Source organism: Saccharibacillus sp. CPCC 101409, assembly GCF_030518235.1.
In the GTDB taxonomy this organism is placed as follows: domain Bacteria; phylum Bacillota; class Bacilli; order Paenibacillales; family Paenibacillaceae; genus Saccharibacillus.
Window position 1 is genome coordinate 171799 of record NZ_JAULSA010000005.1, and the last position, 16887, is coordinate 188685.

14 protein-coding genes are annotated in these 16887 nt (G+C 60.0%); 2 read left to right on the forward strand and 12 right to left on the reverse strand.

Annotated elements, in window-relative coordinates; all coding sequences use genetic code 11:
* Window positions 1-395: 395 nt before the first annotated feature.
* From QWJ34_RS13370 to rpiA, 8 genes are all read right to left on the reverse strand, one after another.
* Complete coding sequence (locus QWJ34_RS13370; protein WP_302728486.1) at window positions 396-3545, reverse strand: MMPL family transporter; 3150 nt, start codon at window positions 3543-3545, stop codon at window positions 396-398.
* Window positions 3542-4030 (reverse strand): MarR family winged helix-turn-helix transcriptional regulator, encoded by a 489-nt coding sequence (locus QWJ34_RS13375; protein WP_302728487.1) that lies wholly within the window; start codon window positions 4028-4030, stop codon window positions 3542-3544. The genes QWJ34_RS13370 and QWJ34_RS13375 overlap by 4 nt, the downstream gene beginning before the upstream one ends.
* Window positions 4031-4203: 173 nt before the next feature.
* The gene (locus tag QWJ34_RS13380; protein WP_302728489.1) at window positions 4204-5532 is read right to left on the reverse strand and encodes a 5'-deoxyadenosine deaminase; all 1329 of its coding nucleotides are present in this window, start codon (window positions 5530-5532) and stop codon (window positions 4204-4206) included.
* A gap of 37 nt (window positions 5533-5569) precedes the next feature.
* Window positions 5570-6004, reverse strand: coding sequence for a GNAT family N-acetyltransferase (locus tag QWJ34_RS13385; RefSeq protein ID WP_302728491.1), 435 nt, complete (start codon window positions 6002-6004; stop codon window positions 5570-5572).
* A 27-nt stretch (window positions 6005-6031) separates the two neighbouring features.
* Window positions 6032-7708 (reverse strand): ATP-binding protein, encoded by a 1677-nt coding sequence (locus tag QWJ34_RS13390; protein WP_302728493.1) that lies wholly within the window; start codon window positions 7706-7708, stop codon window positions 6032-6034.
* Window positions 7698-8807, reverse strand: coding sequence for a cobalamin B12-binding domain-containing protein (locus QWJ34_RS13395; protein WP_302728495.1), 1110 nt, complete (start codon window positions 8805-8807; stop codon window positions 7698-7700). Before QWJ34_RS13395 ends, QWJ34_RS13390 begins: the two co-directional genes overlap by 11 nt.
* A gap of 168 nt (window positions 8808-8975) precedes the next feature.
* On the reverse strand, window positions 8976-9596 hold the full coding sequence (locus QWJ34_RS13400) for a GNAT family N-acetyltransferase (RefSeq protein ID WP_302728497.1): 621 nt from the start codon (window positions 9594-9596) through the stop codon (window positions 8976-8978).
* 141 nt (window positions 9597-9737) lie between these two features.
* Window positions 9738-10406 (reverse strand): ribose-5-phosphate isomerase RpiA, encoded by a 669-nt coding sequence (gene rpiA, locus QWJ34_RS13405; RefSeq protein WP_302728499.1) that lies wholly within the window; start codon window positions 10404-10406, stop codon window positions 9738-9740.
* Between the two features lie 281 nt (window positions 10407-10687).
* Here rpiA and QWJ34_RS13410 point away from each other — a divergent pair, with 281 nt between their 5' ends.
* Window positions 10688-11869, forward strand: coding sequence for a S8 family peptidase (locus tag QWJ34_RS13410; protein WP_302728501.1), 1182 nt, complete (start codon window positions 10688-10690; stop codon window positions 11867-11869).
* A gap of 104 nt (window positions 11870-11973) precedes the next feature.
* Here QWJ34_RS13410 and QWJ34_RS13415 read toward each other — a convergent pair whose 3' ends face one another.
* Window positions 11974-12543, reverse strand: a complete 570-nt coding sequence (locus QWJ34_RS13415) for a YfiT family bacillithiol transferase (RefSeq protein ID WP_302728502.1) — start codon at window positions 12541-12543, stop codon at window positions 11974-11976.
* A 37-nt stretch (window positions 12544-12580) separates the two neighbouring features.
* Entirely contained in the window at window positions 12581-13957 is a 1377-nt protein-coding gene (fumC, locus tag QWJ34_RS13420) for a class II fumarate hydratase (protein ID WP_302728503.1), read from the reverse strand.
* 292 nt (window positions 13958-14249) lie between these two features.
* On the opposite strand from fumC, the gene QWJ34_RS13425 reads away from it, so the two are divergent.
* Complete coding sequence (locus QWJ34_RS13425) at window positions 14250-15119, forward strand: GNAT family N-acetyltransferase (protein WP_302728504.1); 870 nt, start codon at window positions 14250-14252, stop codon at window positions 15117-15119.
* Window positions 15120-15411: 292 nt separating this feature from the next.
* On the opposite strand, the gene QWJ34_RS13430 is transcribed toward QWJ34_RS13425, so the two are convergent.
* Together QWJ34_RS13430 and QWJ34_RS13435 are read right to left on the reverse strand one after the other, a co-directional pair.
* On the reverse strand, window positions 15412-16176 hold the full coding sequence (locus QWJ34_RS13430; RefSeq protein WP_302728505.1) for a YjjG family noncanonical pyrimidine nucleotidase: 765 nt from the start codon (window positions 16174-16176) through the stop codon (window positions 15412-15414).
* On the reverse strand, window positions 16173-16877 hold the full coding sequence (locus QWJ34_RS13435; protein ID WP_302728507.1) for a uracil-DNA glycosylase: 705 nt from the start codon (window positions 16875-16877) through the stop codon (window positions 16173-16175). Before QWJ34_RS13435 ends, QWJ34_RS13430 begins: the two co-directional genes overlap by 4 nt.
* Window positions 16878-16887: the final 10 nt, after the last annotated feature.

Genomic DNA, 16887 nt, shown 5'->3' on the forward strand with positions numbered 1-16887 from the left:
CCTTGCGTCGTGCGAAGCACACGCCCCGCTCTTGAACCGCGCGGATTCCCAAGAAATCCGCGCACACAAAAACGCCGTTTACCCGATACAGGTAAACGGCGTTTTCTCTTCCCCTCCCTCGCCAATAGACGAGGGAGCCTTTAACACCCCGCCGAGTGTGAGCGGAGGAGCTGCAGGAGCCGGAGAAACGAAGTGGTCGCCTTTGAATTTCGATTTCAACCTTATCAAAGTCCAATCAAGAAATCGGAATTCGACAGCGATCGAAGGCCCTGCGGCTCCGCAGCGGCTCCACAAGCGCCTACGTAATGCCTACGTAATGCCTACGTAATGCCTACGTAATGCCTACGTAACGCCCCATAGCGCCCCCTTCAGCGTCTATAAGTTCACCACCCCTGTCACTCCGCTCCCTCGTCAAACCCTTCCTTCATCCGGAACGGCCACCAGTTGGCCCGCCCGAACGTCTTCACCATAACCGGCACGAAGAACGGAAGCATAAGCAGCGCATAGACCACGAGCCCGACCAGCACGACCGTCGCGATCTGCATCATCGACAGCACGCCCGACGGAATCATCGAAGCGAACGTGCCGCTCAGAATCAGCACGGCCGACAGGATCACGGTGCCCATATTGCGCATCGCGTGCAGGATCGCTTCTTTCGGTCCCAGCTCGCGGTGTTCGTTGAAGCGGTCCATCAGGAAGATGCTGTAGTCGACCCCGAGCGCGATCAGCATGACGAAGCCGAAGAACGGCGTCGTCCAGGTGATGCCCGAGTAGCCGAGTCCGTGCACGAAGATCGCTTCGGTCGCGCCGAGCGAGACGTAGTACGTCACGAACAGCGAAATGACCAGATACAGCGGCATGACGATCGAGCGCAGCAGCAGGATCAGGATAATCAGAATCCCGCCGAGCATCAGGTACACCGTGCGGCTGTAGTCCGCGTTGGATACGGTCTGCAGATCGGCGAACGTGCTGGTCACCCCGCTGATCGCCACATCCGCGTTTTCCAGCGCCGTGCCTTTGACGCCGCGTTCGACCGCGGCCTGCACGCCCGGAATCTTGTCCAGCGCCTGAGTGCTGTACGGATTCTGCGACAGCACGACGTCCATCGTCATGATCTTGCGGTCTTTGGACATGTAATTATCGTAGACTTCCTGGAACTGCTCGTCGTCGAGCGCTTCCTGCGGGATATACCAGCCGCCGAGTTCGGAATCGGAATTCTGTTCCAGCTGCTTGAGATAGTCCTGCGCGGAACCCAGGCCGTCTCCAACCTGCTTGAGCCCGTCGGTGCTCTGGGTCAGTCCGTCGGTCAGCTGCGTCAGCTGGCCCGACAGATCGCGGAAGCCCTGGCCGATCTGCTCCTGGCCGCCTTGAAGCTGATCCAGCCCGTCGGTGATCGACGGCACCTGATCGACGATCTGTCCCTGGCCGTCCGCGGCCTGGTTCAGTCCGCTTTGCAGCTGCTCGATTCCGGCGATCAGCTGATCGAAGCCGGCCGCAAGCTGCGATTGTCCGTCGGCCGCCTGGGCATAGCCCGCGTTGGCCTGGCCGATGCCGGAAGCGATCTGCGACACCTGCCCTTGAATCTGGCCGAATGCGTCGGCCAGCGCGGCCGCGCCCTGGCCGGTCTGCGTCACCGTGCCGCGGATCGTCAGGTAATCCTGATCCTGCAGCAGTTCCGGGAACTTCCGCTCCAGGCTGCCGAAGCGGCCCTGTACGCCGGTCAGCGCGCCCGATACGGCATTCAGCTGCTCGCCGAGCTGCGACATGCCGCCGTTCAGCGCGTTCAGTCCCGTACCGACCTGCTGGTAAGACGCCAACAGCTGCGCATGCGCGTCGGCAAGCTGCTGCGCGCTGGCTTTCATCCGGGCGAGACCGGCCTGCAGGTCTCCCGCGCCCGTCGCGCCGGAGCGGATGCCGTCCTCGATCTGCGTCAGCCCGTCGCCGAGCTGCTCGACGCCGGTCTTGAGCGCTTCCGTGCCGGTTACGAGTTCATCGGCGCCGGACGCCGCTTCTTCGATCTGCGGCGCGTTGTCGCTGAGCTGTTTGCCCGCTTCGCCCAGACCGTCTTCGATCTTCTTCAATCCGTCTCCGGCTTCGCCGAGACCTTCGCCCAGCGTGCCCGCCTGGCTGGCGACGCTGAAATCGGAGATCTCTTCGCCGGTCGGACGGCTGACGCTGCGCACACTGTCCACGCCGTCCACTTTGCTTACCTCGCGGCTGATCCGCTCGGCAATCGCGATATATTCCGCATTGTCCATCGGCTCGTCGCCTTTGATGACAATCTTGCTCGGCATCGCTTCACCGGCGCCGAAGCTGTCCGAGATGATATTGAAGCCCTGGATCGACTCGTACGTCGCCGGCACTTCTTCCAGGCTGTTAAACGACAGCTTGCCGCTGTACGTTAACAGCAGGGGTAGCGAGACGGCCAGCACGATCAGCAGGGACGCCCAAGGGCGCTTAAACGAGAAACTGCCCGCCCAGCCCCACAGCCGGTTCTCGCTATGGCCGGCCGCTTTGCGCGACGGCCAGAACATTTTCTGTCCGAGCACCGCCATAAAGAACGGCACGATCGTAATCATTGCCAGCAGCATCACGGCGATACCGACCGCAACCGCCACGGCCGAACGGTACAGCATAAACTGCGACAATCCGATCGCCGCGAAGCCGACCAGCACGGCCAGGCCCGAGACGAGTACCGTGCGTCCCGCCGTGCGGTACGTTTCCACGATCGCGTCCCACTTGTTGTCGGTGCGGCCCATTTCTTCTTTGTAGCGGCTGATCAGCAGGATGCAGTAGTCGGTCCCGATCCCGAACATGACCGCGACCATAAAGATCTGCGTAAAGTTCGACAGCGGGAAGTCGAAGCGGTCCACCAGGAACGCGACGATGCTCTGCGACACGATATAGCTGAGTCCGACCGTCAGCAGCGGCACGAACGGCGCGATCAGGGACCGGAACACCAGCACCAGGATCAGCAGGATAAAGACGACCGTGATATACTCGGACTTCTTCAAGCCTTCTTCGGAGCTGCGCACCGTGTCTTCGCTGATCAGCGCTTCGCCCGTCAGATAATGATCGACCCTGTACGGCTCAAGCGTGCTTTCGAGCGCGCTTTGCGTCTCGCTGACTTCGCCTTCCGCCATCTCGACGCTCAGCGAGACGAGAATGGTCTGCCCGTTCTCCGAGATCATCCGGTCTTCCAGCTCCGCCCGGTCGAACGGACTGAGAATGGAATTGATGTGCAGGCTTTCTTTGTTTTTCTCCAGCGCGGCTACCGCCTGCTTGGCCTGCTCTTTCTCTTCGGCGGTCAGCCCGGCGGGATCGTGGAACACGAGCGCGACCGTCGAGCCTTCTTTGCCTCCGTCCTGCGCGGCTATTTCGTCCAGCAGCGCAGCGGCTTCCGTCGACGAATAGCCGTCGGGAACGGAGAATCCTCCTTTTTCCCGCACAAGTTCCGACATGGGCGGCGCCGTCAGGAACAGTCCGACCGCCGCGGCGATCCAGACGAGCAGCACCAGCCATCTCGCTTTCAGTATGGTTCTCATTCTTTGTCTCTGCCTCCATCTTCAACGACCAGCCGGGCGAGTCTTTCGAACGCCGACATGACCATTTCTATTTCTTTTTCTTCAAAATGACTCAGATAAGAGCCGACCGATTCCGAAATCCGCTGCTCCACCTGTTCGGCGATGCGGTGTCCGCGTTCGGTCAGCGACAAATACACTTCCCGCCGGTCTTCTTCGCTGCGCGTGCGCTCGATCAATCCCCGGTCCACCAGGCGCGTTACGATCGCGGTGATCGAACTTTTGACCACTTTGAACGTTTCGGCGAGCTCGGACGAGGTGCACGGTCCGCTCTGCATAATTTTTTGCAGCAGGTAATACTGGTCGTTGGTAAGGTCTTCCTGCATCTGTCTGCGCACCACCGTTCCCATCTCCCGCTCGATCGCCAGCCACGACTCCAAAAAGCGGTTGATCAGCCGTTTGGCGTCTTCGGGCGGCAGATCTCCGGTCATCCGGATCGATCCGTCCAACTGCTTCTCCCCTTTCATGCTTGTCCCCGAATATTATTCGATCATGAAACTATTCAACAATGAAACTATAATCATTTTCCTTTTCTCTGTCAACTTCGTTCCTTTTTATACGCCGCAGGTCGTTTTCATATAAAAAAGCCTTTTTCCGCTATGGAAAAAGGCTTGGCTTGACGTCAGGCTTCGATTCGTTTCATCAGCCGGGCGATCGATCGGTCCGCTTCCCGCAGCACGAGGTCGCGGTCCAGCGTTTTCATCGTCCGGTTCTCCATCACGATCTTTCCGCCGATCGCGACTGTATCGACACAGCCGCGCGTCGCCGAGTACACAATGCGCGAGTAAATATCGACTTCGTGTGAAGGAAACGTATGGAAATCGTACAGATCGAGCAGAATCAGATCCGCTTTTTTGCCGACTTCCAGACTGCCGATCTCGTCTTCCATGCCGAGCACTTCCGCGCCGCCCATCGTCGCCATGCGCAGCACCGTGCGGGCGTCCATCGTCGTCGGACCGTGCGCCGGCTTCTGGATCAGCGCCGCCAGCCGCATCTCCTGGAACATATCCAGATTGTTGTTGCACGGCGCGCCGTCCGCTCCGAGACCTACCGGCATACGGCGGCTCAGCATATCGGGCACCTCGGCGATGCCGGAGGCCAGCTTGAGGTTGGAACCCGGACAGTGCGTCATCTTGACGCCGCGCCGCCGGATGATTTCTTTTTCCCGCTCGTCCAGCCAGATGCAGTGAGCCAGGATCAGATCCGGCCCCGCCAGCCCGAGATGATCGAGATAGACGATATTGCGCATGCCGCGTTCCCGCTCCACGACCTCGATCTCGCCGCGGTTCTCCGAAGCATGCGTATGGACGCGGACGCCGTAGCGCCGCGACAGATCGCGTACGCCGACCAGCAGCTCCTCGGTACAGGACACGACGAAACGCGGGCAGAACGCGTACTGCAGCCGGCCATCGTCATGGCCGTTCCAGCGATCCAGCAGCCGCACGCTTTCGCCGAGCGAATCGTCCGTGTTTTCCCGCAGTCCGGCCGGCACGTCGCCTCCATGGTCCATCATCACTTTGCCGGAGACGGCGCGAATGCCGGTTTCGGCCATCGCCCGGAACGCGGCATCCGTATGATGCACCGTTTCCATATCGAGCAGCGTAGTCGTGCCGCTCGAGATCAATTCGCCGATGCCGAGCATGGCCGAGTAATAGACCGACTCCTCGTCGTGCGCCGCTTCAAGCGGCCAGATGCGCTGCTGCAGCCAGTCGAGCAGCTCCAGATCGTCGGCGCGGCCGCGAAACAGCGTCTGGCACAAATGCACATGCGTTTGGATAAAACCGGGCAGCAGCACTTTGCCGCGTGCTTCGATCACCCGGTCCGCCTGCGCTTCCAGGCGCGCGCCCATCTGCGAGATGCGGCCGTTCTCCACCAGCAGATCTCCGATAAAGTCGTCCAGTTTCCCGTTCATCGTGACGATCCGGGCCCCCCGAATCAACAAACTTTCCATATTCGGACCCTCCCCGCCGCGGCAAAATGATAAAACCTCAGTCTTCTTCGGGCTCGTCCACCGTATACACACAGCGGTAGCGTTCCAGTCCCGACGAACTGACGCCCAGGCCGATCACGGAAAATCCGAGGCTGCGGTAAAAATCCACCGCTTCTTCGTCCGTTTCGGCGACGACGCGTTCCGGCTGCTCCTGCACCATCAGCTCCAGCACCATGCCCCGGCCGTAGCCCAGTCCGCGGTGCTCCGGTCCGACCGCGATATGCGTCAGCGTAATCTCTTTGTCTCCGGTCGGTTCGAACCCGATCACGCCCAGCTTCTCGCCGTCTTCCACATAGGCGAACAGTTTCCGGTCTTCCCGCTCTTCATAGCGCTTCAGCGCCCGTTCGATCTGTTCGGGATCGGGAAATACGGCCAGCGCCAGCAGTTCCGCTACCCTGGGATCGCGCACTTCTTGTTTGACGGATTGCAGCATAAGTTCCTCCTGTGTCTCTATGTTCGTTCAGGCAAACCGGCGCAGTTCCGCGCAGGCGGCCTCGTAAGCGCCGCCCAGCTTCGGCAGCACATCCAGCGCTTCGTTCGTCGCTCCTTCGCGCAGGGCGTACTCGACGCGTTCGAGCAGTCTGGCGAAATAATCCACTCCCAGGCTCAGACTGCCGGATTTCAACTGGTGCGCGGCGCGCATGCCGCTTTCGCATTCCCCGCGCCGAATCAGCTCTTCGAGCATTTCCAATTTGCCCGGCGTTTCCTGCTCGTACGTTTCCAGCAGCATGCGGAAGATTTCCGGTTCTTCCCCTTCGTCCAATTCGAGAATATCTCGCACGACCCTGGAATCGAGCGCTTTATCCGACGCTCTCGGCAGCCATTTGTGCAGCGCCGCTTCGAGCGCTTCCAGGCTGACCGGCTTGCTCAGAAAATCGTTCATGCCCGCTTCCAGGCAGGCTTCACGTTCGCGGTCGAGCGAATCTCCCGTCAGCGCGACAATCGGCACCGGACGCCGCATCTCGTTTTGCTCCAGCTCCCGGATTCGCCGCGCGGCTTCCGTCCCGTCCATCTCCGCCATATGATTGTCCATCAGGACGATCGCATACGGACGGCTCCGGTACGCTTCGACGGCTTCTGTGCCGTCTCCGACGATTTTCACCGATTCGAAGCCCAGCTTCTTGAGCTGCATACGGATAACCCGGCAGTTGATCGGATTGTCTTCCGCCACCAGTATCGGTACTTCTTCGCCCGTTACGCCGAATACGGATACCGCTCTGAGCGCTCCCTGCGCGCGCGAAGTCTTGTCCGCCGCGGCCAGCGGCAGTTCGAACCAGAACGTCGAACCGTGTCCTTCCAGGCTGTCGACGCCGATACGGCCCCGCATCGCTTCGGCCAGCGATTTGCAGATCATCAGTCCGAGGCCCGTGCCCGATTGGGCTTTGCCCGCTTCGGTCTGCGAATAGGGTTTGAACAGCTTGATAACGTTTTCCCGTGAAATGCCGATGCCGCTGTCGCTCACTTCAAAGCGCAGTACGCCCGGCGCCTCAGGGGCCGGGCGTACGTTCAAACCGATCGTTCCGTTCTCGGTAAACGTGTTGGCGTTGTTGATCAGATTGATCAGGATCTGCCGGATGCGCACCGGATCGCCCATCAGCCGATCGGCGACCTCCGGCGCGACTTGGTGATGCAGGCGGTTGTTCTTGGCGCGCGCACGCGGTTCCAGCAGCTGCACGGCGTGGCTGACCACTTCGCGCATATCGAACGGTTTCTCTTCGATATCGAGCGCGCCCGCTTCGATCTTCGACAGATCGAGCAGATCGTTGACCATACCGAGCAGAAGCGTCGCCGATTCTTCGACCAGCTCGGTCCAGTTCCGCTGCTCCGCGCTCAGTTCGCTGCCGCGCAGCAGCTCGGTCATGCCCAGGACGCCGTTCATCGGCGTTCTGAATTCGTGGCTGATCATCGCCAGAAAACGGTTCTTCGCTTCGTTCGCCCGCTGCGCTTCGCGTCCCGCTTCGACCAGTTCGGCGTTGCTTTTGGCCAGCATGCGCTGAAGCGTGACGAGCTCGCCGTTCATCGCCGTAAACTCGCTCAATACCCGGTCTTCGTCGGCCTGTCCGCGCACGATGCGGTCGTTCAGCTGCTCGATCGTCGCGCGCAGCCGCCGGATCTCGATCTGCGGATCAGCTTCCAAATTCGTAGCCTCCTTCCGCTCCCGCCTCCCCGAACGCTCCGGATTTCAGTTCGAGCAGCCGAGCCGCTACGGAAAGCGCCGCGTCCGCGTCCGGCGCGTATCCGTCCGCTCCCACCTGTCTCCAGAGCGACGGATCGACGTTGAACGGCAGGCCGCCGGCCATGATCTTGACGCCGGCCAGCCGTTCGTCCGCCCGGATTCGGGCAATCCATTTCTTCATTAAATGCACATGGAACGTCATCGTGGCCGACAGCGCGACCACATCGGTTCCCCGCTCCGCGATTTCGTCGAGCAGCTTCTCTTCCGAAATGCCCGTTCCGAGGTAACAGGTATCCCAGCCCTGCATTTCGAACAGGTCCGTCAGCATGCGCAGACCGATCTCGTGCATCTCGCCGCCGACGCAGGCCGACAGAAGCTTGCCGCCGCCTTTGCCGGACACCGCGACGATCCAGTGCGGATACAACCTGGACATGGCGCTCTGCGTCACGGCCGTGCAGTAATGCTCCTGCGCCACCGTAATCCGCTGCGTCTGCCACAGCCGCCCCACTTCGTACTGGGTCGCCTGGAACATATACAGATAGATATCGCGAATGCTCTCGCCGCGCGCGATCAGCCCGTCGACGACGTCGTAGGCGCGCTGGCGGTCGCTATCCAGCAGAGCATCCAGATAGGCTCTGGCTTCGTCGACCAGACGCTGCCGGTCGGTCAGGAACGAAGGCACTTCCGCCGGCTCCGCCGTCCGCAGGATGCCCATTTCCAGAATCCGGACCGTCCGGTCCGTAAATTCGTCGCGGACCGATTCCCGGACCCGGCCCAGAATCAGCTCCAGCTTGATTCGAATATCTTTTTCCGTCAGCCCGTATCCGGCAAGCAGCTGCTTGAGCCAGCCGATGTAATGCACGAACAGCGCGGGGCTGTCCATAATCACGCCTTCGACCAGATAGTTGAGCGTATAGACCGTATCGCGGCGAGACTTTTCAAAGCCCGGCCGTCCGTAGCGTTCCATCAGGTCCGGCTGCAGCCGATACTGTTCTTCCGTCACGGCAAGCGCGAGCTCGTCGATTCGTTCAAACAATGCGGTTCCGTCGCTTATTGTCATGCCTATCCCTCGCTTTAGAGGCGAAAAATGCGCCTGCGTCCCATCGCCGCGCGCATTTTCGTATACCTCGTGTGTGATCTGTCCTTGAAGTCCGTCCCTCTGAACTCACGGCTCCATCTTGACACAACCGGAAGAGATAAGCAACTTGACAGCGGCGAAAGCGCGGATTTACCGGCTTTCCGACTGCCCCATGCCGCCGATTCCGCCGTAACGCTCTTCCCACTCTTCGCGCAGAACGCCCATGCGAATCGAATCGTACAGCTCGCCGCGAACGATCCGGCAGCGCCGCATCCGCCCTTCGAGCTGCATGCCGATCCGCTCCGCGGCCCGCATCATGCGCGCATTGCCCGACCAGGTGGTGATGCCGACTCTGGGCACATCGAGATGCGCGAACAGGTAATCGACGTACAGCCGAAGCGCTTCCGTGCCGCTGCCTCGGCTCCATGTCGTCGAGCGATACAGCAAAATGCCCGCTTCGAGCCAGTTGGACGGTTTGTGCTCCCAGTAGGAAGTCACCACGCCCAGCGTCTCGCCTTCTTTGGTTTCGACGAGCAGACGCGGTTCCCAGGGCAGGTTCCGCGCTTTGATGCGTTCGTAATTCTCGACAAACTCTGTGCAAGTTTCCTCGTGCTCTTCGTCTTTGTAATACGGTCCGTCCCATTCGGTCCACTCGCGATCCTCGATCGTGTACTGCAGCGCGTAAAGCTCCTCGTAATCGGTCGGCGTTACGCTGCGCAGCCTCACCTGCCCGCCTTCGAGTACCGTCGTGGCAAATTCGGATCTGTTCATATTAATAATGTCTTCCTCTCTGTGTTCGGAGTAGGGCGGGTCCCTGCGGACCTTGCCGTCTTTCTATGAAAGCTACCCGGAATCGGAAAGGATCTAAGCGGCTTGTCCCGATCGGATATTCGATTCAGGCGAGACAAGCCGCTAACGTCTTAGCGTTTGGACGCTGCCGTCTTCGCGGCCGACCACGACCGTATGGGCCATGGATACGAACAAGCCGTTCTCGACCACGCCGGGGATATCATTGAGCTTCGCATGCAGCGCCGCCGGGTCCGGGATCGCTTCCGCGCGGCAGTCGGCGATGTAGTTGCCGTTGTCCGTGACGTACGGCTGATCGCCGTCCATGCGCAGGCCCGGATTCAAGTCCAGGCTTTCCAGCGCTTCCAGCGTCCATTCGTGAGCGAACGGAACGATCTCGACCGGCAGCGGAAATTGTCCCAGCGTGGACACCATCTTGTTCTCGCCGACGATCACGATCATGCGGTCGCTGCGCGCCGCCACGATCTTCTCGCGCAGCAGCGCGCCGCCGCCGCCTTTGATCAGCTCCAGGTTGTCGTCCACTTCGTCCGCTCCGTCGACGGTGATATCGATCCGCTTCACTTCCGCAAACGGCACGATAGGAATGCCCAGTTCCCGCGCCTGCTCTTCCGAACGTTTGGAAGTGGCGACCGCGCGTATTTGCAGTCCTTCTTTGACCCGTTCGCCCAATTTTTCAATCGCATAATAAGCCGTTGATCCCGTTCCGAGACCGACCGTCATTCCGTCTGTAATTTCTTCTACCGCCTGTTCGGCAGCCAACTTTTTCGTATTCATATGTACCACTCCGTCCGATTCGACATTTTGATAAAAAGCCTTGCACATCCATTTTAGGCAATTGTTATGTCCAGTACAACGGTTTTATCGATTTGCATACTTTTTCGAACGAAAAATTCAAGCTTGTCTAGAAAGAAAAAAGGATATTTGTCGAAAAAAATCACTTTTTATCGCTTTTTTGTGATTTCTTTATTGAATTGTGTAAAATTTTAAAGCTTCCTACCGATATAGAATTATGTAGATAATAATCGAAAATTGTCATATAGGGAGCGATGAAAGCTATGTTTCGACAAATTGCACGCAAATCTATTTTGAGCCTTTCTATTTTCTCGGCGGTTTTGTTCGGCAATGTCGAAACATCTGCGCATAAAAACGACATTTCAAATGTCGAAACTCTCTTTTCCGCTTCGGCCGTGTCGATCGATTCTTCGACAACCGACACGGTTCGGACGCAAAGCGCGGACAGCCTGACCGACGACTCTTCCGCAGCCGCCGCTTCCGCGTCCGCCAAGATCCGGCAGGGTTCGTGGGGGTACGACGCAATCGGCGCTTCCGAAGCGCGCGCGGCCGGTTATACCGGCAAAGGCGTCAAGATCGCGATTCTGGATACCGGCATCTCCGCCGCTTCGGGACTCAAAGTCAGCGGCGGCGTATCGACAGTCGATTACACGACTTCCTATAACGACGATAACGGTCACGGCACATTCGTCGCCGGCATTATCGGCGCCAAAAACAAAGCGTTCCAGGGCATCGCGCCCGACGCTTCGCTGTACGCGGTAAAAGTCATGGATCAAGACGGCAACGGCTCCGTCGACTCGCTGGCGCGCGGACTGCAGTGGGCGATCGACAATCGCATGAACGTGATTAACCTGTCGCTTTCTTTCCCGGAAGAATCGCAGTCGATCGACCAGCTGCTGCAAAAAGCGTCCGATCTCGGCATCGTCGTCGTCGCGGCCGCCGGCAACTCGGGCAGCGCGGACGGCTCCGCCGACACGATCCAATACCCGGCCAAATCTTCGCTGACCATCGCGGTGGCCGCCGTCGATTCGAACCTTGCGCGCGCCGCTTTCTCGGCTACCGGATCGAGCGTCGATCTGGCCGCGCCGGGCATGGGCATCGTCAGCACAAGCGTATCGGGCAAATACAAGATCGGCGAAGGCACCTCCACCGCGGCACCGTTCGTCACTGCGGCGGTGGCGGTACTGAAACAGGCTTATCCCGATCTGACAGCTGCCCAGATCCGCTCCGCGCTGCAGCAGAGCGCCGTCGATCTCGGCGCAAGCGGCCGCGACAGCCAGTACGGATACGGACTGCTCTCGTTCGACCGTTTGTTCGGCAAAAATTCGGTTATCGCCCAGGCTCCGGCTTCTGCGGCAGGTTCCTTTTCCGCCAAATCGACTGCCGTCAAATCGCCGGCCGCCCGCGCTTCGCAAAGCGTAAAAGCATCCGGAAGCACGTTCTAAGCGGCAAACATCGAAAAGAACCTTCATCCCGTGCGCCGGAATGAAGGTTCTTTGACGTTTGCGGGCCGGCGCGACCGGCTCGGTCCGGTTCGGGCTTTGCGCTTCTACCAGCCCGAGCGTTCGCGCAGCGCGGCAATATGCGCCGTATGATGGCGGCTGTGCCAGGAGTAATGCGAGGTCTGCGCGTCAAGGCGCGTCCATTCGTCATTCTCCGGATGATAGAAGGTGCGCTGCCACTGTTCGGGCGTCAGCGACTCCAACTGGAACGTCCAGCGCGTATGCAGGCCGCGCAGCAGAATCAGCGACGCGCCGACGGCCAGCGTCGAAGCGTCGGGCAGCTTCGCCCAATCCGATTCTTCGTACGGCTTGATCGTCGGACCGTCTTCGGTCAGCGCGAACTTCAGTCTGAGATAAGCGTTCATATGGCTGTCGGCCAGATGATGCACGACCTGACGCACCGTCCAGCCGCCTGGGCGGTACGGGGTGTCCAGCTGTTCTTCGCTCAGTCCTTCGATCGCTTCCTCGAGACGGTCGGGCAGGCGCCGGATATCTTCGATCCAGGCTTCCAGCCGCTCCGGATCGTCCTGACCGCCGGGCGCTTCGTATCTCCCGATCGGATAGCGCAGATGCTCCGACTGTTCGCTTTCCGGGGTCTGCGGGGTTTGTTCGCTCATCGCCAGTCCTCCTTTTGAACCCAAAGTCTGCTTTGAATCAGATCATTTTCTTCGGATCGACATAACGGTCGAATTCTTCTTCGGTCAGCAGCCCGGTCGACAGCGCCGCTTCTTTGAGCGAGGTGCCTTCCTTGTGGGCTTTCTTGGCGATCTTCGCCGCATTCTCGTATCCGATATACGGATTGAGCGAGGTAACGAGCATCAGCGAGTTGCTCAGGTTGTGCTGGATCTGGTCGAGGTTGGCTTCGATGCCGACCGCGCATTTGTCGTTGAACGCCAGAATCGCGTCCGCGAGCAGGTTGACGGACTGCAGGAAATTGTAGATCAGCACCGGCTTGAACACGTTCAGTTCGAAGTTGCCCTGGCTGGCGGCAAAGCCGATCGTCGTATCGTTGCCGAATACCTGCGCCACGACCATGGTCATCGCTTCCGACTGGGTCGGATTGACTTTGCCCGGCATGATGGAACTGCCCGGTTCGTTCTCCGGGATAGTCAGCTCGCCCAGGCCGCTGCGCGGGCCGCTGGCCAGCCAGCGCACATCGTTGGCGATCTTCATCAGATCGGCCGCCAGCGCTTTGATCGCGCCGTGCGCGTACACCGCTTCGTCGTGGCTGGTCAGCGCGTGGAATTTATTCGGCGCGGACGTGAACTTGGCCTGTACGAACCCGGAGATATACTCCGCCGTCCGGCCGCCGAATTCCGGATGCGCATTGATCCCCGTGCCGACCGCGGTGCCGCCGATCGCCAGCTGCTTCATATGCCGGGCGCTTTCCTTGATCATCGTGCCGCTTTTCTCCAGCATGGCCGACCAGCCGCTGATTTCCTGTCCCAGCGTCAGCGGCGTCGCGTCCTGAAGATGCGTGCGTCCGATCTTGATAATGTCTTTGAAGTCTTCCGACTTCTCGTCGAACGTCGCTTTGAGCACCGCGACGGCCGGCAGCAGCTTGTCTTCGACCGCGATTACGCCGGCGACGTGCAGCGCCGTCGGGAACGTATCGTTGGAGCTCTGCGACATATTGACGTCGTCGTTCGGATGCAGGCGCGCTTCGCTGCCTTTCTCTTCGAGCAGCTGGTTGCCCCGGCGCGCGATGACTTCGTTGACGTTCATGTTGGACTGGGTGCCGCTGCCCGTCTGCCAGACCACCAGCGGGAAATGTTCGTCCAGCAGTCCTTCCAGGATTTCGTCGGCCGCTCCGGCGATCGCGCCGGCTTTTTCTTCGGACAGCTTGCCGAGGTCTTTGTTGGCGAGCGCCGCCGATTTTTTCAAAATAGCGAAGGCACGAATGATTTCGGACGGCATCTTCTCCTGGCCGATCGGAAAGTTTTCTTTACTGCGCTGCGTCTGCGCCCCCCATAGTTTATCCGCGGGCACTTTCATTTCCCCAAGCGTATCTTTTTCGATCCGGTAATCCAATTCCGTCTCCTCCTTCGTCGCTCTCACAAAATAGTCGCAATCCAATTGTAGCGTTTTCAAGAGTCAAAAAGAAAGGTTTCCGCCAAACTTTTTATCCGCTTCCGCACGACTGCCTCATAGCCCGATTCCGGAAAAGCGCCGCCCGCCCTCTTTCTCCGCCTTGCCGCCGGGCCGCAGCACGCGCTATAATCGGCAGTTATACAGGACTGTCGGACGGCAAAACCTTCGAAATCGGAAAGGAAGACTGTAAAATGTCTCATTCGATCTCAGACCCTCTGCGGCTTGCGCGCGCTTGTTCGAACGGCTCGGCGCGGAAGCCTGGCCTTCTCTTGCGAGCGAGCCGCTCGGCGGCTGGCGGCTGCGCGCGGCCGGCGGCATCAGCAAGCGCGCCAACAGCGTTTGGACGGCGGCGCCTTACCCGGACGAAGACCGGGATTGGCTGCAATCGGCCGAAGATTTCGCCGAGCGGCACGGCATCCCGTGCTGCTTCTACGTCAGCGACACGTCGCCGGCCGGTCTCGACGAACGCCTGGAAGCGGCCGGCTATGCGCTGAGCGATCCCTGCTTCCTGATGACGGGCGAAGCCGAAGAAGTCCGCCGGCTGGCCGAAGCGCGCCGCGCTCTGTATCCGACGCAGGCGGAACTGCTAAGCGAAGCCGTACACGGCGAGCCGCGCAGCGTTATCGGCGGCGAGCGAAGCGGCAGGCTGCCGTGCGGCGAAGAGCCGGTTGCAGCGCCGGACGGCAGCTGGCTGGCGGACTTCCTGGCGCTCGAAGGCTTTCCGCCGGAGCGCGCTCCCGGCTACGCCGCTATCTTCGGCGCGATCCGCCAGCAGAAGTCTCTCGCCCGGCTGCGGATCGGCGGGCGGACGGCCGCGCTCGGCACCGCGATGCTCGGCGAAGGCCGCGCCTGCCTGAGCAATATCGTGGTCGCGCCGGAGTTTCGGCGGATGGGGCTTGCGGCCGAACTGATCGGCCTGCTGGCGCAGCGGTCGCTGCAAAGCGGCGCGGAAGAACTGTATCTCCAGGTCGTGCAGAGCAACGCTACCGCGATCCGATTGTACGAGTCGCTCGGCTTCGGCGTGCTGGCCCGGCATCATTACCGAACGCGGCCTACGGACGGCGACATGCCGAGAACAAGCCGGTTCAAGCCGGAAATATAAACCGGATGAGTATCTCCTGCGCACCGCTGTCTATAATCGAGTCCGAAATCAAACCCAAACTCAAGTTAAATGCAAAAATCCACTTCGTTTACAGTCAAGGACGATAAATCGAAGATGAAATGCCAAAATCCACTTCATGCTCGGTTCGCAGGCTAAAAAAGCGCCGGAAACGAAAATAAAGTGGATTTGTGCATCAGATCGCCGTTTTGAGGGACCGGAAACGAGATTAAAGTGGATATTTGCAATTGATATAGCTTTGAAGAGCGCCGCGGACTGCGGCGCTTCTTTGTTCTTATTTCCGCTCGTCCAGCAGCAGCGGAAGCAGTTCGGTCAAACCGCCGATCTCGTAAGTCGGCGCGATGCCGCTTTCGTTCGGCAGTTTCTCCGGATTGAACCAGCAGGTATGGATGCCGTAATCGTATCCGCCGCGAATATCGGAGGACAGCGAATCGCCGACGATCAGCGCCTGCGACTTGTCCGTGCAGCCGATCCTCCGAAACGCATAATCGAAAATGCCCGCCGACGGCTTCTGGAATCCCGCGTCGTCCGATACGATAATGTGGTCGAAATGATCTTTCAGTTCCGAGCCGGAAATGCGCGAGAACTGCACGTCGCTGACGCCGTTCGTCAGGATCGACAGATCGTAATGCGGTTTCAGCGCGTCGCATACCGCCAGCGCGTCCGGCGTCAGAAACGACCCGCGCCCGAAGCGGTTCAGATACGCCGCCCCGAACGCTTCCGCGTCGCCTTCCACGCCGAACTCCGCGAACAGCCGCCGAAAGCGTTCGCCGCGAAGTTCCCGCTGCGTAACCTGTCCGCGCTCGAATTCCAGCCACAGCTCTTTGTTGATCAGCGAATAGCGGCTCAGGCAGTCGTCCAGCTTCAATTCGTAGCCGCCGTCGAGCAGAGCGCCGCCGAGCGCTTCGCGTTCGCAGCGCCGGAAGTCCAGCAGCGTATCGTCGGCGTCGAACAGGATAAAACGGTACGGCCGTTTCCCGCTCGTAGGCTTCGCGCCTTCCGCCCGCCGGACCTCGCCGGCTTCATCGATGCGGTTCATGGCGTCTCCTCCTCTTTGCCCGCCGGAATCTCCGGCAGGCACCAGTCGATCCCGTCCAATCCTTTGGAGCGAAGAAATTCGTTGGTCCGCGAAAACGGCCGGCTGCCGAAAAAGCCCCGGTCGGCCGAACGTGGACTCGGATGCGCCGACTTGATTACCAGATGACGGCCGCCGTCGATAAACGAGCCTTTCTCCTGCGCGCTGCGTCCCCACAGAATAAACACCGCGGGAGTATCCCGCTCGTTGACGGCCGCAATCGCCGCGTCGGTAAAGCCTTCCCAGCCGAGCCCTTGATGCGACGCGGGCTGTCCGCGCCGCACCGTCAGCACATTGTTGAGCAGCAGCACGCCCTGCTTCGCCCAGTGCTCCAAAAAGCCGTGGCGCACGGACGCGCAGCCCAGATCGTCATGCAGTTCTCGGTAAATATTTTCCAGCGAAGGCGGCACGGCGCTGCCCGGCTGCACCGAGAAGCTCAGCCCGTGCGCCTGGTTCGGTCCGTGGTACGGGTCCTGCCCCAGAATAACGACGCGGGTATCCGCGAACGAAGTCAGATGGAACGCGCTGAAAATCTTGTACATATCCGGGTAAACCGTCTTCGTGCGGTATTCGTCCGCCAGCTTATGGCGCAGCTCCGTATAATAAGGCTTCTGCATCTCGGGATGCAGAATATCCGCCCAGTCGTTCGTAAAGATCGGTTTCATGCCTCCCGCA